Here is a 19,991-nt window from a genome sequence, read left to right on the forward strand (position 1 = left end):
TGTCCACAGGCATACAGAAGGTGTCCGTTAATGGACACTTTGGAAATTAGCGCATTTGACTAATGGGTTAATAGATAGTGCGTTAATGCTTTGGTACGCTACTTGTTCCTGATAATATGTAATATACTGAATAATTCATAAAACTATGATTCGAATAAATGATTTGAGAAAAGTATACCGGACGGATGAAGTTGAGACGATTGCATTGGATAATATGTCGCTTCATGTAAAGGAACATGAATTTGTTGCTATCATGGGGCCTTCAGGATGTGGTAAATCTACTTTGCTGAATATTCTGGGATTGCTCGACGATCCTACTTCGGGTTCTTATCTTCTTAATGGCGTCGAAATGACCGGCCTGAATGAAAATAAACGATGTGACTTGCGGCGGGAGAATATAGGGTTTGTCTTCCAGAGCTTCAATCTGATCGAGGAACTTACCGTATTTGAGAATATCGAATTACCTCTGGAAAATTGCGGAATGAAAGCTTCCCTGCGGAAGATGAAGGTGGAAAAGGCTTTAAAAAGTGTTCTGTTAAATCACCGCCGTAACTATTTCCCGTCACAGCTTTCCGGCGGACAGCAGCAGAGAGTGGCAATTGCCCGGGCCATTGTCAATGACCCGAAGCTGATCCTGGCAGATGAGCCTACCGGTAATCTGGATAGCCAGAATGGTCTGGAAATTATGGATCTGCTGACTTCTCTCAACGATGCGGGTGCTACCGTCGTTATGGTGACGCACAGTGAACATGATGCCCGTTACAGTCATCGGATCGTTCACATGCTGGATGGGAAACCGGTTACAGAAAATTTCCTGAAAGAATTGGCTTACACTGCAAACTAAAGGCTTACACAAATGAATATAAGAAGATCTATCCGGATTATTTTCCGGAGTAAAACATATAGTTTATTGAATATCATCGGGCTGGCAATCGGGATCACTTCGGCAGCACTGATCTTTCTTTGGGTCGAGAGCAAGGTGAATTTCAATAAGGCAATCCCCAATTCCCGGAATATATATGTCAGTGCTTATCACTATTATCCGGGATCGGGTGAGTGTATCACTTCTTTTGAATCAAATAATTTACTAGCAAAAGCTTTGGATGATGACTTTCCGGAAGTGAAAAGTTGTGCCAGGTACAATAGTGAAACACTCGTTTTTGTGCCGGAGAATACGACAAACTCTTTTGAGGAAAAAGGTGCATATGCCGATTCTTCTCTCTTTAATATGATCGGAATGGAGTTTATATACGGAGATATATCCTATGTCTTTGAACCCCAATATTCGATCATCCTCAGTCGTTCGATGGCCCGGAAGATTTACGGGGACGAAAACCCCATAGGAAAAGGCCTTGTCAATGAAGGGGCTATATATCAAGTGACGGGTGTGTTTGAAGATATGCCGGATAATACCTCCTTTCAGTTTGAATGGGTGATTCCTTTTCGTATCATGGAGCAGAAAGTAAAAAAAGTATTCGATATAGGCGAATGGGGGGCTTCCTGGTTGCATACTTATGTCGAACTGGAATCGGGTGTCGATTTAAAATTGTTGAATGATAAATTGGACAAACTGTCTTTCCTGAAAGCTGGTCCGACGTATAAAAGTTTTCATATATTTCTTTATCCTTTGAATAGAATGCTTTTATACGGGCAGTATAAAAATGGGGTGGAAACCGGAGGGGGTTACATTAAGACTGTTTCGCTCTTTTTTCTGATCGGAGTATTGATTCTGCTGATTGCTTGTATTAATTTTATGAACCTGTCGACAGCCCGTTCTCAAAAGCGGGCATTGGAAGTCGGGGTACGGAAAACGTTCGGGACTAAAAGGAAGTACCTGATCAGGCAATTCCTGGTGGAGTCGGGACTGATAACGTCGATAGCCCTTTTGTTGTCGGTCGGGTTGATCTGGCTGAGTCTTCCCTTGTTTAATGAATTTATAGGTGTCCGGTTATCCTTCAGTCTTCTTAATCCGACGATTGTGATAGGGTTGTTGGTAATCGGGTTATTCTGTACTTTTCTGGCAGGCAGCTATCCAGCCTTGTATTTATCTTCTTACAATCCGTTGGCTACATTGAAAATGCAGAAAGTGAGTAAAGGGGGGAGTGCCGCATGGATACGTCAGGGGTTAGTCGTATTTCAGTTTACGATGGCATTTATTCTGATTTGCAGCACTTTTGTTATTTATCTTCAGATACAACTGATACAAAAACGTGATATCGGGATAGTAAAAGACAATCTGGTGAGTTTTTCTGTCACGGCTGAGTTATATAATTCGTCATCGGCTGTGCTGAACGAATTGAGAAATACAGGTGTGGTAGAGGAATGTGGATTTTCTGCCAATCAGATCCTGAATTCGAGTATGAAAACCAATCCCTGGGTCTGGAATGGGAAAGATCCGGAGGATGATGCCTATGTCTCTGTGAATTTTGTATCGGAAGGTTTAATCGGTGCTGCCGGTATAAAACTTATAGACGGAACGGATATTGATCCGACTAAGAAAAATAATAAAGGGGAGGCTGGGGTTCTTATCAATGAAACTCTGGCAAAAAGAATGGGAAAAGAAGGACGTATAGGAGGACAGATCGGACAGTCGGCAGAACGTAAATGGGAAATCGTAGGTATTATGAAAGATTTTGTGTTCGATGATTTTTATGCAATCGAACCGGCGTCGGCATTGTTTTTTTATGATCCGAAAAGAACGAACCTATTGTTTGTCCGTCTGAAACCGGATATCGAGACATACAAAGCAATAGGGCAGGTGCAAACTGTATTACGTTCTTTTACGCCGTATCACGCATTCGAACCGACCTTTATGACTGACGATTTCGATCGTTTATTCGAGAATGAACATCTGGTAGAAAAACTGTCCGCCTTGTTTGCCGTGCTGGCTATTTTCATATCCTGTTTAGGATTATTGGGGTTAAGTGCTTTCTCTGCCGAACAACGAACCAAAGAAATCGGTATCCGTAAGGTTTTGGGTGCTAAGATAATAGATATACTTTTCCTGTTGGGGAAAGCGTATATGGTGCTTCTGCTTATTTCTTTTGTAATAGGCATTCCTGTCTCATTATATGCCGGTACTCGTTACCTGAAAGATTATGCTTATCGTATTGTGCTCAGTTGGGATATCTTTGTTGGGGTTGCTTTGCTGATCACCCTGATAGCCCTTCTGACAGTTAGTTTCCAATCACTGAAAGCTGCCATTGCCAATCCGGTGAAGTCGATAAAGACGGAGTGAGTCTGATATAGGTCTTATAGAACAATTATGACTCGTAGAAATTTCATCATATCCTGTCTTTGAGGACTTCTGTTTAGGGTTATAACCATAACAAAAGAATAGTATTGCAGGTTTTTTGGGGCTACAACCCTAAAAGCTTATTGGAAATATACTATATTTGTGGTTATATCCCTAAAATTAGTTGTATGATAAGTCATGACTCGTAGAAATTTTATCATATCCCATCTCTGGATGCTTTTGTTTATTCTGGCACTGACCTCCTGCGGTAGCAAGAAGCGTGTTGCACTTCCGGCTGACTTTAAAGGGCCTAAAGAATTATCGCGTTTGTATGGAGTCCGTATTACTCCCGATGATAATATATTCCTTTATAATGAGGGAGCCAAATGGCTCGGTACGCCTCACCGGATGGGAGGAAGTACGAAACGGGGAGTCGATTGTTCCGGATTTGTGGCGATTGTCTTTCGGGAGGTTTATGGAAAACAATTGTCCCGTTCGTCGGCGGATATGCTGAAATATAACTGCCGGAAGGTAAGTCGGGGTAAATTGCAGGAAGGCGACCTGGTGTTTTTCAGGACAGGGAGCGGTAAGAAAAAAGTACCTAACCATGTCGGTATTTATCTGAAAAACGGTAAATTTATCCATACCAGTACTTCGAAAGGAGTTATAGTAAGTAACTTGAGCGAACCCTATTATACACGGAGCTGGATAACAGGTGGTCGGGTGAAGTAAGATATTTTTGTAAACATCTGAGCAGAAGTTGCATTTTTATGTATCTTTGCACTTCAAAATAAATAAACATAGAGCAAGTATGTTGACGCTTAAAATGATTACGGAAGAAACAGACCGCGTAATTCGTGGCCTGGAGAAGAAACACTTTAAGGGTGCACAAGAAAGCATCGCTAAGGTGATCGAACTGAACGATAAAAGACGTAGTACACAGAATCAATTAGATACAAACCTGGCAGAGGTAAATTCGCTGTCGAAAGCAATCGGTGGCCTGATGAAAGAAGGCAAAAAAGAAGAAGCCGAAGCTGCTAAAAAGCGTGTTGCCGAGATCAAGGAAATCAGCAAGGGTATCCAGGCTGAAATGGATCAGGCTTCGGAAGAGATGCAGAACCTGCTTTATACAATTCCGAATGTTCCTTATGATGAAGTTCCTGAAGGTGTAGCTGCCGAAGATAATGTGGTAGAGAAAATGGGTGGCATGGAAACCGAGTTGCCGAAAGATGCGCTGCCTCATTGGGAATTAGCTAAGAAATACGACCTGATCGACTTCGATCTGGGAGTGAAGATCACCGGTGCCGGTTTTCCGGTTTACAAAGGACAGGGCGCTCAGTTGCAGCGTGCCCTTATCAATTTCTTCCTGGATGAAGCCCGCAAATCGGGTTATATGGAAATCATGCCGCCGACAGTAGTAAATGCTGCTTCCGGTTTTGGTACAGGTCAGCTTCCGGATAAAGAAGGCCAGATGTATCATTGTGAGGTAGATGATCTTTATCTGATACCGACGGCAGAAGTGCCTGTAACAAATATCTATCGCGATGTGATCATCGATGAAAAGCAATTGCCGATCAAGAACTGTGCTTATACACAGTGTTTCCGTCGTGAAGCAGGTTCGTACGGTAAGGATGTACGTGGGCTGAACCGTCTGCATGAGTTTTCTAAAGTGGAACTGGTTCGTATCGACAAGCCGGAACATTCAAAACAATCTCATCAGGAGATGTTGGATCATGTGGAAGGTTTGCTTCAGAAACTGGAACTTCCGTATCGTATCCTTCGTCTGTGTGGTGGCGATATGAGTTTTACTGCGGCTCTTTGTTTTGATTTCGAAGTCTATTCCGAAGCTCAGAAACGTTGGCTGGAAGTTAGTTCTGTTTCCAATTTCGACAATTATCAGGCGAACCGTCTGAAATGCCGTTACCGTGATGAAAACAAAAAAACTCAACTGTGTCACACCTTGAATGGTAGTGCTTTGGCTTTGCCGCGTATTGTGGCTGCATTGCTTGAGAACAATCAGACACCGGAAGGTATCCGTATTCCGAAAGCGCTGATTCCTTACACAGGATTTGATATGATCAAATAATATCCGTAGATTAGTAGCGGAAAAAATAACAGGAGACGGGATGGAGAGTAGCGAGGTTACTTCCGTCCCGTTTTGCTTTAAATCTAAAAACAGAAAATGAAGAAGATTAAACAAGTTTTTTTAATGGGTATAGCTGTCCTGATGTGTAGTTGCCAGGGGAAACAGTTAGAATTGTCAGCGGATGCGGTGGTTGTTCCGTTGGGTGGAAATACCTATGTGACAGCAGGGAAAGATGGAGCGAAAGTCTCAACCGAAGGTATCAAATCGTGGACGGGACCCGAAGCTGTTCTTTCATCGTGGTTTAAGGTAAGCCAGGCAGGAGAATTGAAACTGTTCCTGAAAGCCTCTGCTACGGAAGGTCCGTCGGTGGTGAAGGTTACTTTTGGCGGAAAGAGTTTTGATGTGAAGGTCGTAGATGCTGCGGAAACGGTTATTCCGGTAGGTAGCATATTACTTTCCGAACCAGGTTATGTGCGTGTGGATTTGCAGGGAGAGAAAAAAGAAGGTACTCAGTTTGCCGGTATTTCCGAACTGTTGATAGATGGTCCGGCTGCCCGGGAACCTCTTTATTTTATACGTGATTTTGAACCTTACTGGGGAATGCGCGGACCTTCGGTGCACATGAAATATACTTTGCCGGAAGAACCGATTGAATATTTTTATAATGAAATAACTGTACCTGAGGGAGAAGATAAAATAGGTAGTTATTTTATGACCAATGGTTTTGGGGAAGGATATTGTGGTATCCAGGCGAATAGCGACAAAGAGCGTCGTATTTTATTTTCTGTATGGAGCCCGTTTGAAACGGATGATCCGAAAGCGATACCGGAAGATCACCGTATTAAATTACTGGCACAGGGAAAGGACGTTCATATCGGCGAGTTTGGTAATGAGGGTTCTGGCGGACAAAGTTATTTGATTTATCCCTGGAAAGCAGGTGAAACTTATCGTGTAATTACACGCGTTCATCCGGATGGGAAAGGAAATACCGCTTATTATGCCTGGTTTTTTGCCCCTGAAGAAAATCAATGGCGCCTGATAGCCGGGTTCTTGCGTCCGCAGACAAATGTGTGGTATACCGGAGCACATTCTTTCCTTGAAAACTTTATACCCGGACAAGGCTATCTGGAACGTAGCGTCCGTTTCGGAAACCAATGGGCACGTACGGCAAAAGGGGAATGGAAAGAACTTACCGAAGGTATGTTTACTTATGATGCTACAGCCCGTGCCGGGGTTCGTCAGGATTATGCCGGTGGCGTAGCTGATAATATGTTTTTCCTTCGTAACGGCGGTTTCTTCAATGATAATACAGAGTTTAAATCTATGTTTACCCGTCAGCCGAACGGCATTGTTCCTGAGGTGGATGTAAGCAAGTTACCCTTATAAGATAGGCTGTTATGTATAAAAATTTGGTTTCAGTACTTGTCTTATTTTTTGCCTTTTTGTCTTGTTCCTTTTCTTCCCAAAAGGATCTTGAAGGAGGTGTGTTGTGGGAAATCTCTGGAAATGGGCTTGAAAAGCCTTCTTATCTTTTGGGAACGTGGCATGGAACTTTCGATATATTGTATAGTTATGTTGATAGTATTCCCGGTTTTCAAAAAGCGTTCGATACCTGTACGCAATATGTGGGAGAAGCAGAAAATATAGATAATATGGAAGAGTTTATGTCTTCGTTTGACCCCAAATTGCCAAGGGATACTTCTTATACAAATTTATTGGATGAACCTGAATATTCATTTCTGGACTCTGTGTTGGTTAGCCGAATGAATGTTCCTTTGGATAAAATGTATTTGAAGCCGGCTTTTCTGGCATTGGTACTTAGTCAGATGGAGGAACAAGCTAAGCTGGTGAAGGCAGGATACAGCCAGGGGCAAATTGATAGTATGCGAACTCAGGTCATGGATGTGGTATTGTACACAAGTGCAAAAGACAAGCAATATAATGTGTTGGGTTTGGAGACAATCAAGGAACAATTGGATATGTTATTTCCTGAGGGTAATCTGAAAGAGGAAGCCTCCCAGTTGATCATCGCTTTACGAGACCAGAAAGTACAGACTCTTTTGATAGATGAATTGCATAGTGCTTACCGGTCACAGGATATAAACCGTATAGTTGATTGTGAGAAAAAGATTCGTTCGGCTTTTCAGGATGAACCTCTGTATAGTAAGGAATATGACGATTTTTTAGAAAAGATGATAGACCAAAGGAACCGGGACTGGGTACAAAAGTTACCCGGATTAATTAAAGATAATCCGACATTCATAGCAGTCGGTGTTCGTCATTTACCTGGTAAAAATGGAGTTATTTGTCTTTTACGGGAAAAGGGGTATCGGGTGGAAGCCTTCAGATAAAAAAGATAGAATTATACTTTAAAGTGCACTCCTTAAGTTGAATATAACTAAGGAGTGCATTTTGTATAAAGTCGAGTTAATTAGTCTTCTGTTGATGTTATTCAACGATATACCAGTTGTATCCTTTGGCCGGTATGGTAATAGGAATGGTAACGGAATAGTCGCGTTCCAATGCATATACCTGTATATTTTTGTCTTGTTCTTTTATGGTTACCTTATCGGTCAGCCCTGTATAATAAAGAGGAATTTTGATCTCTTTGTGTACAGGAACATCCAGCGGGTTGTAAACGGAGATGAAGCCTTTCTGTTTCAGTGCCGGGTTTACGTGCATGATCCCATCCCAGTCTTGTCCGTCGGGTCGGCGGAGGTGGATAATGTCGGAATCCAGTATCTGACGGTATTTTTTATAGAAAGAGACCCATTTGTCTACGAGTTCTTTTGTTGCTTCGGTATCGTATAGACGCGGTCCGCGATAACAAGCTTGTACGCCTGCCCCGAACAGATTCCGGAGCCGTGTTTCGTAATGGTCCAGATGCTCATTCAGAGGCTCGATCGTAGCAGCTTCACCTCCTCCGTGATATTGGGTGAGGGGAACGAACATGAATCCCATGCTGGGTGTTTTCTGCCAGGTTCCGTCATAGATATTTTGTCGTTCGATGATTTCCTGATAGGCACGGGGTAACGACCAGTTGGTCTCTACATATCCCATCGGTGTTTTGTTGGAACCGCTGAGGAAATACCAGTCCGGAACGTTCAGATAGACTCCGTTCGCCCGGCACCAACGATAGAAGGAGCTGATTTTCTTCCATTGCTGCCATTGGGAATCGAGATACCCTTTGTGCCCGCTGTGAGAAGTGGAAGTGCAGGGATCTCCGGGATACGAACCGTCGTTTTCAAAGACGTTCATGCCTGTTGTCGTAAAGAAATTCTGTAATTTACGGAAGTAGGTATCTCCCCAATCGGATGCGATACAGGGAGATACGCCGAACCGGCTACCTTCTTCACGTGTTTTGGCCGGTTTCCCGGTTCTATGACTAATTGCGGCGTCTGTCTCTTTTGCTCCCCGGCTAGCCAGCAGGGAGTAACCTCCGATGGCGATACCTTTTCCGGCGGCATAGTCGCTTAATTCTTTCATTCGTTGCAGATAAGAAGCTGAATCATTCTCAATCTTGAATCCGCTGCCGAAAGTCATGATGACCATTTCGAAGCCGACGGCGGCACATTGGTCGATGGCCTGTTTGACCGCTTCGCTATCCGATTGGCGTACGTGCATAAATATCGGATTCTCTTGTGTCCAGGGAGCCATCATGCGCCAGAACTTACATTCTGCCAAGCCACGTCGTTCCCGGTCGGTCGCATCCCGTAGCATCTCGAATGCCGTACAGGATTCAAAACTATCACCGGCCTTGATTTCCATTCCTGGGCCGAGTAGGGGAGTGACTTCCAGACGAGCGGGTTTGTATTGTCCGTAGTAACGTATTCCGGTAAATTCATATTCGGGATGGTCGAATACCCAGCGGACAGCCGGATTGTCTTTCATTGCTTCCATATCGCCGCCCATGGCATAGTCGGTAACGACAAACAGCTGGGTGAAACGGTCTATATAGTCACGTGGTGCATCTGTCTGTACCGGTTGTTTACGAAAATCTTGGGTGTAAACACCCGGCTCTTGTGCCATCATGCGTACTTCGTGCGGTTCGCCGTAATGTACTTTCGGGGCGGTTTCCACTAAGGCGAGTATTTCAGATTTGAAAGAGTCGAGCGTAACGGTTTCCGTTCCTTTGTTTTCGATCTCGATCCATTTAGCAAGGATAGGGGCACCGTCATACAGTTCGTAGATGACGCGTACTCTCAGCTCTTTACATTCCCGGGGAGCTGTTGCCGGTGCCTGGTAATTGAATGTGATCCGTTTTCCCGGAGCCGGCCAGGGATATACATTCGAGATCCATTGAGAGTTGGGTTTCCAGGGAAAGCGTTCTTTGCTTTCGCTTATCTGGTAATCGACTAACGTAAAGGCTGAGTCGCAAGCCTGCATCGTGTCGATAAATTCTTCTGTCAGAAAGTTATTGACGGGTTGCCCGGTCAGTCCTCCGACAGGGTATTCTTTTCCGTTGATGACAAGGAGGGCTTCAGGGCGCACTGCCCGTAATTCGTTTTCTCCGGTCATCAGGTTGTCAAGGGCGATGGTTGCTGCGTTAGGGGCAAGCAGAAAAGTGCGGCGCAGGAGGCCGTTGCTCAGTTCGAGACGTTTCCCCTCATGGGTAGTCTGTACATTTGACTTGTAGGAAGAACCGTCGATCAGCCAATCCTGGGCGGATAAACTGAGGACTGAGAAAAAAAATAAAGCTATTATTTGTAAAATGTGTTTCATAATATGATTTTGTCCGATGTTATTTTTTCATTTTATAAATCTCGCATGCGGCCATCAGAAAAGCGCCCGTTCCGTATAATTCTGTCATATCACGAGTCACTTTGCGCGGATCGGCACCGACTGGCTGTACCCATCCCAGTTTACCGTTTGGTTCTACTGCCGAGACAAGAGCTTTCCATCCTTTTTCGATAACAGGAAGGTATTTATCTGCCGGAAGATACCCCTGATTCACCCCGTATGCAAGACCATAGACGATAAAACCGGTCGCACTGGTTTCCGGCGACGGATAACTTTCCGGGTCCAACAGGCTGGCATGCCAATAGCCGTCTTTGCTTTGCAGTCCGGCTAGCCGTTCGCTTATTTCCTGAAACAACTGGAGGTAAAAGGGACGATATTCCGTATCATCAACAGGTAATGTTTTCAATATTTCTGCCAGACCGCCGATCACCCAGCCGTTTCCGCGTCCCCAAAAGACTTTTTTGCCGTTTGCCTCTTTCTGACCGAAATAGCGGCTATCACGGAAAAAGAGTTTTTCATCTTTATCGTATAAATGATTGTAAGTGGCTTTAAATTCGGTATCGGCGAACATCATATATTTTTTATTGCCGGTGAGGGTGTAAAGGCGGGTATAAACGGCGGGAGCCATGAACAAGGCATCGCACCAGGACCATCTTTCATAGGTGACAGGTTTGCTATAATCGATATCCAATCCTCCTTTGGATGGGTTATTGATGACCCAGTCGATGCGGGCCACGGTAGGGAGAAGCATTTTTTCTTCCTTGTACTTATTATACATATCCAGATAAGTCTGTGAGACACAAACGTCGTCGGCATGATACATCCGGTCGGCTACCTGCCAGTGCTGGCGGTTGAAGACCTTTTTCAGCCAGTCGAAGTATTGGGTATCGCCACAGAGTTCGGCCCAGTCGTACATTCCCAAATAGAGAGCACCGGCAATCCAACCTTTGGGTTCGCTGATTGCATATTTATTGTTGGGAAACTCTTTGATCTGCCAGTCGGCAACTTTTCCGGCAACCGATAATATTTCCTGTTTATCAAAGCCTGACCGGGTGTTTTGTTCGATGGAAGGGCTGACGGCCGTTTCTGCAATCAGATTTACGGGCAACAAGGTGGCGGCACTCAGCCCGGCCAGTGCTGCCATGTGTTTTAATGACAATGAATACATAGTTTCTTTTATTAATGATTAACAATAGCCAAAAGAATAAAAGAACTGCATTTGGGATAAGTATAATTATCCCAAATGTGAGTATAAATGTCTCATTGTTTACTTTCCTGATATTCGGTCGGTGACATTCCATAAACCGTCTTAAAACTTCGGGCAAAATAAGAACGGCTGCTGAAACCTACATGCTGCGCTACTTCAGACACATTCATACTCGATTCTTTAAGTAGCTTTGCTCCGGCTTCCAGGCGTATATTCTTGATAAGCTCGATAGGGGATAAGCCGGTAACGGCTTTCACTTTCCTGTAAAAGTTTGCCCGGCTCATACCCAAAGCCTGGTAGATCACTGACACGTCCAGTTCCTGATTGGATATATTGGCTTTCACAATATCTATGTATTGACTGAGGAAGTCGTTGTTCTCTTCCGGTTCTTCCACGCCGAGCTGTTTCAGTGTCGATGATTCTCCGTAGATATTTTTCAATTTCTCCCGGAGTGAGAGGATATTTTTTATACGGGCTTTCAGTAAAGAGACCTGGAACGGTTTTACGATATAATCGTCTGCTCCTGCTTCCAGCCCTTCTTCAATTTGTGAGACCATCGATTTAGCTGTCAACAGAATGACCGGAATATGACAAAAGTTTTGATCTTCTTTGATTCTCATGCAGAGTTCCAGTCCATTCATTTCCGGCATCATCACATCACTGATAACGATATGCGGATACGTTTTATCTATTTGTTCAAGAGCATCTTTTCCATTGATCGCCTTCATGACAATGTAGTCGTGTTGGAGTTGCTGTTCCAGATATTCCAATACTTCCTGATTATCGTCAACCAGTAAGACTGTTTGTTTATTACGGGTTTCTGTTTCTTCAACCAGCAACGCTACTTTCTTATTGATCTCGGAAGGATATGAACGGGAAACGTCATTAGCCTGCTCTTTTTGCTTTTCCGTATCCGGCAGGAGTATCATAAAGCAAGTGCCTTTTCCCTCGGCACTTGTAGCCCAGATAGATCCCTGGTGTTGCTGGACGATGGAACGAGTCAGGCTAAGGCCGATACCGGTACCGGATACCTGTTTGTAGATATCTTCTTTGGCACGGTAGAATGGCTCGAATATTTTGTCGGCTTCTCCCTGGTTGAATCCCATTCCGGTATCTGTTATTTCGATAAACAAGTAACTGCTTTCTATCAAAGTAGAAACTTGCTGTTCCGGGAACATCGGTAAACCTTCGCAATAGGGCTGGGCTATTTGCCGTATGCGGATGGTTACCTGACCACCGGACGAAGTGAATTTGAATGCATTGGACAACAGATTGAAAAAGACTTTTTCGATCTCCGCCTCATCGTAACAAGTGAAGAATGATTCCGGCAATTTATTATCCAGTGTGAAAGTAATCTCCCGGTTCGCTGCAACACTTTCGAATGAATGATACATTTCCTGTATGAACGCACTAAAATTAAAACGAGTCTTCTGGAGGATTGTTTTTCCGGCTTCATATTTCTGGATATCCATTAAATTGTTTACCAGCAGTAACATTCTTCCTGTATTTTTCTTGATCAGTTGCAAGGCATCTTTCACTTCCGGAGAGAAGGTTACCCGTTGAAGAAGATCATTCAACGGATTAATGATCAATGTAAGGGGTGTTCTCAGTTCATGTGAGAAGTTGGTGAACATCCGCATCCGTTCTTCATGCAGTTCGTTCATCCGTTCCTGTTCCAGCTCCCTGTATTTTTCTTCCCGTTCCCGTTCGTGTTTGAGGTGTTGCCGCTGCACGATCCATATAACGATCAGGGATATGATACACAAATAGATCAGGTAGGCCCACCACGTTTTGTAGAATGGAGGATTGACGGTGATATGCAGTATTGCTTCCCGGGTATTCCAAATGCCGTCGTTGTTGGCTGCTTTTACCCGGAAAGTATATTTTCCGGGTGATAGATTACTGTAATAAGCTTCCCGGCGATGACCGATATTATGCCAGTTATGGTCGGCTCCTTCCATTATATAAGCGTAGGAATTATCCTGAGAATGGATAAAGTTTAAAGCTGAATACCGGATCGTGATATTTCCCTGGTTGGCTTCAAGTGTGACGTTATTATCATACTGCAGAGGCAATAACTCCTGATAGGTTGCTTGCCCTTCCGGATCTTCCTGAGTGTTTATAAGCAATGAGGTTATATAAACTGGGGGAATATTGGGATTCGTTATCACTTTTTGCGGATTGATCGCCAGTATTCCTTTATTTCCCGGGAAATAGAGGGTTCCGTCTTTCGATACACAATTATTGGCATAGAGTGTGTATTCTTGTGTCGGACTGTCAATGGGACTGATCAGTTCAAATTTATTTTCCGGACGGTTTAATTTATATAGTTCTTTCACGGTGACCACCCATATATCGCCATTCTTATCGATGGAAAGCGAATTGATGTAACTTTCCGACAGTCCATCCTCTTTCTGATAATTCTGTATTAAGTTCAACTCTTTATCCAGCCGGAATAAACCACCTTTGGTGGTGGCTATCCATATGTATTGTTCGACATCTTTCAATGCACCGGTGATACTTCCTAATCGTTTGTTTTTCTCACCGTTCTGTAACCGGGCAGTGAGGTCCGTTACTGTTTCTTCGTTCATGTCATAGACGAAAACACTATCGCTGATCGCACCAAATAAAAAGATATCCTGTTCGAGTTCTTTGATCAGGCACATTCCTTTGAATTGTTTTTCTCTGCCATCGACATTGAATTTATTGATTGTTTTCCCTTTATCGACTATAACTGTCTGGCTTGGTGTATTGGTCGGAATCCATAACCGTTTTCTGCTGTCAATATATAAGGTATTAATGTCGTTATATTTATAGTCATGTATTTTTTGATATTGTTTACTATGAATCGAAAAGAGATAAACAGACCCGAAATGGGTCGCACAAAAAATAGAATCTCCCTGTATCAAAATGGATTTGAGGATATTTATTTCATAATTCCCGGCTTGTAACGGTTTAATGGGATAGATCCTTTGTTCCTCATTGTTCGGATTATAATAAAGTAATCCGGCTCCTTCCGTTGCGAACCACATATTACCGTCGTTATCTTCCTGACCTTGTCCTATGATACCGGCAAAGGCATTCGGCGTGATGAATGAGGTCGGTCTATAAAACGGGCTGTGGTAATTGACTCCGGCAGAATAGGTTCCGACCCATAATGTTTGATCACGGTCGATCAGCATGCTGTGAATGGAGTAATGGCTGAGTGCCCCCTTTGCATTCATGTCCATATCGATGGACTTGATAATCATAGTTTGAGTATTCAGTATATTTAAACCTCTGAATGTGCCGATCAGAATAGAGTCATTACCGAATGGAATAAGGTGACGGATCGAATTGTTATTCAGGCCGGAGTTGTCTGTGTCCAGCCGGGTAAAAGTCTCATCTTTTTTGTTATATATACATAGCCCGTGTTCATTGGTTCCAATGAAAATGTTATTATCAGGACCTTTTAATAAAGTGGATATAGTGCTATTAGGTAGTTTCTGCCGATTATTGGCGCTATCCGGAAGATAATGTTTTTTTCGTTTCCAGTCGCTGGAGAATATATATAATCCTCTGTCTTCCGTTCCGAGAAAGATATCTCCGTCGTTATCCTGAATGACAGAGTGAATAGGAGCCTCGAAATTTTTCAGGAAAGACATTTCCTCTACCGTTTTATCCGGATTACATTTTAATACGCTTCGGGTGGTGAATGCATATAAATCGCCGTTGGTATGGTATAGAAAGTTATTGACGGCATTAGTCGTAATTGAGGGATTAATTGTTCTGGGATAGAAACGGGAGATCTGCTGTGTTTTATAGTCAATGCAGTTCACACCGTTGGAGGTTCCTATCCATATGTTTTTATTTTTGTCTTCGTTGATCTTGCGGATATAATTATCACTGATTGAAGCCGGGTTGTTTACTTCGTTTTGATACAGTTTAAATTCATATCCATCATAACGGTTTGCCCCATTACGGGTTCCGAACCATATATATCCGTCCGAATCCTGGAAAATATTAAGCACTGAGACTTGGGAAAGCCCGTCTTCCACTCCCAGGTGTGAAAAGAAGAACGGGTTGTTGTTGTTTCCATAACCGGAAATGGTATGGATGAGTAAAATGATAAGTATGTGTATTTGTTTGTGTATTCTCGCCATATGTATTCAACGTGTGGTTTTGCAGGAGCAATATAGTTGTTTTTATCTGTACAAAGGTAATAAATATGGAGCTATTTGCCGAAATAGAGACGATCTTAATCGGTAATGAGATGATTTTATTAGCAGAAACGGATGCTCGGAGGTATATTTGCAACTCATTCAATTAACAAATCATGAATAAACGAGTATTAAGTTTAACCTTATTATTAGCCTGTCTGGGATTTGTGTCGATGCAGGCGGAAGGCCGGAAAGTGGAATCTTTTAATTCCGGCTGGTCATTTAAGAAGGCTCCGGCTGAAAAAGAGTTGGCTGTAAATGCCCGAAAATGGGATAGTGGTTGGTCAGAAGTGGAAATACCCCATACCTGGAATGCTAAAGATATGCAGGTACAGGCTAATAGCTTTTATGAAGGGGCTGCTTATTACAAGAAACAATATTTTTTCCCTGCGGAATTAAAGGATAAACGTGTCTTTTTACGTTTTGAAGGTATCGGCTCTTGTTCCGAAGTGTTTGTGAACGGAGTGTTGGCTACTACCCATAAAGGAGGATACTCGGCTTTTGCCTGTGAGATCGGTCCGTTATTGAAAGCGGGAGAAGAAAATGAGATTATGGTGAAAGCGGACAATAAATCGCGTCCGGATGTGATTCCCGTCAACCATAATCTGTTCGGGGTGTATGGCGGTATCTATCGTCCGGTATGGTTGATCGTAACAGAACCGTATAACATCAGTGTGACTGATTGTGCTTCTCCGGGTGTTTATATTACCCAAAAGAATGTGTCTAAGAAACAGGCGGAGGTAAAAGTAAAGGTGAAACTGGATAACGGTACTCTGCAACCGGTCCCTGTGACTTTGCAGAATACGATCTATGACCAGGAAGGGAAACAGATTGCAACGAACAGTCAGTCTTTCGAATTGACGGCACAGGGCGAACAGGCTTACGAGTCTTCTTTCACGATCAAGAAACCGACTTTGTGGCAGGGACGTGAGAATCCTTATCTGTATAAGGTTGTCAGCCGTCTGATCAAAGACGGACAGGTGATCGACGAAATGGTACAGCCGTTAGGGTTGCGTAAATATGAGATCGTTGCCGGTAAAGGATTCTATCTGAACGGTGAGAAGTATCCGATGTATGGTGTTACCCGTCATCAGGACTGGTGGAGACTGGGTAGTGCGTTGAAGAATGAGAACCATGACTTCGATCTGGCTACGATCATGGATGTCGGTGCGACAACCGTCCGTTTTGCTCATTACCAGCAGTCGGATTATTTATATTCCCGCTGCGACAGCCTGGGATTGATCATCTGGGCGGAAATACCGTTTGTGAACCGTGTCACGGGTCAGGAAGCAGAAAACTGCCGGAACCAGTTGCGTGAAATGATCCGCCAGAGCTTCAATCACCCGTCTATTTATGTGTGGGGACTGCATAACGAAGTGTATCAGCCGCATCAATATACCAAAGAACTGACGCAATCTCTGCATGACCTGGCTAAGACGGAAGATCCGGATCGTTACACAGTATCGGTAAACGGATATGGTCATATGGAACATCCGGTGAACCTGGTTGCCGATATTCAGGGAATGAACCGTTATTTCGGTTGGTATGAAAAGAAAATACAGGATATCAAACCCTGGGTGGAAGGATTGGAAAAAGAATATCCTCATCAGAAACTGATGCTGACCGAGTACGGTGCTGATGCCAACCTGAACCATCAGACCGAATATCTGGGAGATGCCCTGAACTGGACAAAAGAATTTTATCCGGAGACATTTGCTACCAAGACTCACGAATATCAGTGGAGCGTGATCGCGGCCCATCCGTATATCATTGCTTCTTACCTTTGGAATACGTTTGACTTCTGTGCCCCGATGTGGGTGCGTGGCGGTGTTCCGGCCCGGAATATGAAAGGACTGGTTACTTTTGACCGTAAGATTAAGAAAGATTCTTATTTCTGGTATAAGGCCAACTGGAGCAAAGATCCGGTATTGTACCTGACACAACGTCGTAACTGGGATCGTGAGAAAAAGGAAACTTCAGTGACGGTTTATTCAAATATCGGTACGCCGAAAGTGTACCTGAACGGCAAAGAACTGGCCGGTATCCGTGAAGGTTATACGCCCGTACATTATATTATAGATAATGTGACGCTCGATATGGGTAAGAATATTGTAAAGACGGTCGTTGTAAAAGACGGCAAGACGTACGAAGATGAGATCGAATGGATGTATAGCGGAGAAAAGAAACGCGATTCGGACCAGTCGATCAATAAAGAAGAACATGCCGGATTCTGATCTTTTTCCCGGAATTAAATGATAGATAAAATCCCGGTATTACTCCTGAAAGCCAAAAGGCAGGGGAGTGATACCGGGATTTACTTTTTACCATCCGTTGTAATGTATCTGTTTCTTGTTGAATTTATCTTTCGGCTTTTCTATTCCCGTAGGGTAACCGACCGGAATAACTGTCAGCGGAACGATATGGTCGGGAAGATGCAATGCTTCCCGTACAACATTCATCCGTTCGGGATAAGGATAGGCGGCAGTCCATACGGCTCCCAGTCCTAACGATTCGGCAGCCAGCAGTACGTTTTGTGCAGCAGCAGAACAATCCAACTGCCAGGCATTGCCGGATTTGACGGTATCGCCACATACGATAATGGCTTGTTTAGTCTCTTTCAGCATACGTGCCAGGGGTAATCCGTCTCCCATGGTATCCAGGATATCACGGTCTGTTACGATGATAAACTCCCAGGGGCGGCGGTCTCTGGATGAAGGGGCTGCCATTCCTGCACGGACTAATGTTTCCAGCTTCTCTTTTTCAACCGGCTGTTGTGTATATTTGCGTACGCTTTTGCGGTTGAAGATTGTTTCCAATGTTTGGTTTTCTTCCTGACTGTCTTTTGATTCTGTATTGCTGTTACAGGCAATCAGGATAGAGAATAATGCGATAAAAGAATATGTCCATTTCATACTGCAAACATACAAATTGAAACGGATAAAATCCGGAATTACAATAATATTATTTCTATCTTTGTGAAGTCACTTTAAAAATCAAAATCATGTCGATCAATTCAATAAACAGGCGTCGGGAAGACTTGATAAAGCAGATCAGTCAAATAGAAGACGAAGAATTGCTGATCTCTCTGGAAGATCAGATATTTGCTTACCAACAGCAAGGTGATCGAGAGCCATTGTCATCTCCGGAGAGTTTTCAGATTCGTTCCGCAGAACATTTTCGTAGCCTGATCGATCAGGTGCTGGATGATGATCGGAATGGGAGGATGTTGGATGCGGATGAAGTTTTTGCTGAATTGGAAAAAGAATGGGGTATTGAAGAGGAAGCTGGCAATAGATGAAAAAGTTAAAACGTATCATGTCTCCTTTGGCTAAAAGACAATTAAAAGAATTGAAAGCTTTTAATCAAGTCTTGTATGGAGAGTCAAGAGCCAACCAAATATATTTTTCAATAAAGGAATGTCTTCAGGTTTTGGCTGATTTTCCGGGTTTAGGTTATGTAGAGCCTACATTAAGAGACTATCCTCAATGTTTTCGGACTTTTGTTCAGCATTCGAATTTAAAGATCGTTTACTGGATAGAAGCAGGTGCCGTAAAAATAGCCATGTTCTTTGATACTCACCAAGAACCAGGAAAGCTACGTTATACAATAGAACATAGCTCCGACTGGGTATGTGAAGATATGGAACCTTACGGTTGAGTCAACTTCTGACATTCAAAGCAATAATAGATACTTCCTCCCATATAACTCTCTTTGCGTATATCTTCTCCGCAAACCGGGCAAGGCTTGCCGGTTGTATCTTTGGATAATATGGGGATATAGCGGCCTTTATTTCCGAGCAGGTCTGTTTCCGAATTACGTCCGCCTGCCTGATAGATTTCCTGAAGTGTCGCTTTAGTGCAATGAAACAACGTATCTTTCTGTTCTTCAGATAATATGTTGATACGAGTCTTAGGATGGATACATGCTTTGAACAGGATGTCCTGTAAAACTCCGTTTCCTAATCCCGGTATCGTTTGCTCGGTCGCAAGGAAAGCCTTTGCCGTTTTCTTTTGTTTCTCCTCACTGTTTATCAGGCTCAGAAAATAGGTTTTGTCGAAAGCTTCCGAAAGCACTTGTGGTTTGGTACGTGCCCCTTCACGATAGGAGCTGAAGCTGCAATCGAAAGCACCGTCAGGAAAACACATGACTGCCCCGTACATCCGGACGGATCCCATGATACAACTCTCGTCTTCGAAAGCAATGAGCAACTGGTGTTTTTCCGGTATCTTTTCACCGGGAGCGTAGTACCGGATATTCATCCCGTCTCCGAATAATAAACGCACATCTTCTATATCTATCTCGATCAGACCACCATAGGCATGGGCTTCCCCGATTATCTTACCGGTAAGCATCCCCGAATAATTAGCCGGATCTCCATAGAACCATGCAAACTTATGAGGTGTATATCCTGCGCTGACAAATGTAATTCTTTTCCCTTTAATCGTTTGATTCATCTGCTCGGAGATGTACAAGGCTTCCGGTGCTTCTATCATTTTTAACAGGTTTATTCGTTATGTATGTTTT

14 protein-coding genes are annotated in these 19,991 nt (G+C 43.5%); 9 read left to right on the top strand and 5 right to left on the bottom strand.

Annotated features, from left to right (window positions below; genetic code table 11):
• The first annotated feature begins 145 nt into the window (after positions 1-145).
• The 6 genes from DWW23_RS04640 to DWW23_RS04665 all read left to right on the top strand — a co-directional run bounded on the left by DWW23_RS04640 (position 146) and on the right by DWW23_RS04665 (position 7,672).
• Positions 146-844 carry an ABC transporter ATP-binding protein gene (locus DWW23_RS04640; RefSeq protein WP_122352116.1) on the top strand — a complete coding sequence of 233 codons (699 nt, stop codon included), beginning with the start codon at positions 146-148 and terminating at the stop codon, positions 842-844.
• 12 nt (positions 845-856) lie between these two features.
• Positions 857-3,238, top strand: coding sequence for an ABC transporter permease (locus DWW23_RS04645; protein WP_122352117.1), 2,382 nt, complete (start codon positions 857-859; stop codon positions 3,236-3,238).
• A 195-nt stretch (positions 3,239-3,433) separates the two neighbouring features.
• Positions 3,434-3,967, top strand: coding sequence for a C40 family peptidase (locus DWW23_RS04650; RefSeq protein ID WP_122352118.1), 534 nt, complete (start codon positions 3,434-3,436; stop codon positions 3,965-3,967).
• Positions 3,968-4,046: 79 nt separating this feature from the next.
• Positions 4,047-5,321: a serine--tRNA ligase gene (serS, locus tag DWW23_RS04655; protein WP_122352119.1), complete on the top strand. Its 1,275-nt coding sequence runs from the start codon at positions 4,047-4,049 to the stop codon at positions 5,319-5,321.
• Between the two features lie 96 nt (positions 5,322-5,417).
• Positions 5,418-6,707, top strand: coding sequence for a DUF3472 domain-containing protein (locus DWW23_RS04660; protein WP_122352120.1), 1,290 nt, complete (start codon positions 5,418-5,420; stop codon positions 6,705-6,707).
• 11 nt (positions 6,708-6,718) lie between these two features.
• Positions 6,719-7,672 (top strand): TraB/GumN family protein, encoded by a 954-nt coding sequence (locus DWW23_RS04665; RefSeq protein WP_122352121.1) that lies wholly within the window; start codon positions 6,719-6,721, stop codon positions 7,670-7,672.
• Positions 7,673-7,769: 97 nt separating this feature from the next.
• Here the strand turns inward: DWW23_RS04665 and DWW23_RS04670 are convergent, their stop codons facing one another.
• The 3 genes from DWW23_RS04670 to DWW23_RS04680 form a co-directional block, all read right to left on the bottom strand.
• Positions 7,770-10,043: a hypothetical protein gene (locus DWW23_RS04670; protein ID WP_122352122.1), complete on the bottom strand. Its 2,274-nt coding sequence runs from the start codon at positions 10,041-10,043 to the stop codon at positions 7,770-7,772.
• A 19-nt stretch (positions 10,044-10,062) separates the two neighbouring features.
• The gene (locus DWW23_RS04675; RefSeq protein ID WP_122352123.1) at positions 10,063-11,229 is read right to left on the bottom strand and encodes a glycoside hydrolase family 105 protein; all 1,167 of its coding nucleotides are present in this window, start codon (positions 11,227-11,229) and stop codon (positions 10,063-10,065) included.
• A 92-nt stretch (positions 11,230-11,321) separates the two neighbouring features.
• Positions 11,322-15,410 (bottom strand): two-component regulator propeller domain-containing protein, encoded by a 4,089-nt coding sequence (locus DWW23_RS04680; protein ID WP_122352124.1) that lies wholly within the window; start codon positions 15,408-15,410, stop codon positions 11,322-11,324.
• Between the two features lie 173 nt (positions 15,411-15,583).
• On the opposite strand from DWW23_RS04680, the gene DWW23_RS04685 reads away from it, so the two are divergent.
• Complete coding sequence (locus tag DWW23_RS04685; protein WP_122352125.1) at positions 15,584-17,701, top strand: glycoside hydrolase family 2 protein; 2,118 nt, start codon at positions 15,584-15,586, stop codon at positions 17,699-17,701.
• Positions 17,702-17,788: 87 nt separating this feature from the next.
• Here the strand turns inward: DWW23_RS04685 and DWW23_RS04690 are convergent, their stop codons facing one another.
• On the bottom strand, positions 17,789-18,379 hold the full coding sequence (locus DWW23_RS04690) for a nitroreductase family protein (protein WP_122352355.1): 591 nt from the start codon (positions 18,377-18,379) through the stop codon (positions 17,789-17,791).
• A gap of 89 nt (positions 18,380-18,468) precedes the next feature.
• On the opposite strand from DWW23_RS04690, the gene DWW23_RS04695 reads away from it, so the two are divergent.
• Both DWW23_RS04695 and DWW23_RS26675 read left to right on the top strand, forming a co-directional pair.
• Positions 18,469-18,765, top strand: a complete 297-nt coding sequence (locus DWW23_RS04695) for a hypothetical protein (RefSeq protein ID WP_122352126.1) — start codon at positions 18,469-18,471, stop codon at positions 18,763-18,765.
• Positions 18,762-19,124 (top strand): type II toxin-antitoxin system RelE/ParE family toxin, encoded by a 363-nt coding sequence (locus DWW23_RS26675; RefSeq protein WP_233564265.1) that lies wholly within the window; start codon positions 18,762-18,764, stop codon positions 19,122-19,124. Before DWW23_RS04695 ends, DWW23_RS26675 begins: the two co-directional genes overlap by 4 nt.
• Here the strand turns inward: DWW23_RS26675 and DWW23_RS04705 are convergent.
• Positions 19,115-19,960: an endonuclease VIII gene (locus DWW23_RS04705; protein WP_122352127.1), complete on the bottom strand. Its 846-nt coding sequence runs from the start codon at positions 19,958-19,960 to the stop codon at positions 19,115-19,117. The genes DWW23_RS26675 and DWW23_RS04705 overlap by 10 nt on opposite strands.
• Positions 19,961-19,991: the final 31 nt, after the last annotated feature.

Source organism: Parabacteroides sp. AF14-59 (assembly GCF_003479515.1).
GTDB lineage: Bacteria > Bacteroidota > Bacteroidia > Bacteroidales > Tannerellaceae > Parabacteroides > Parabacteroides faecis.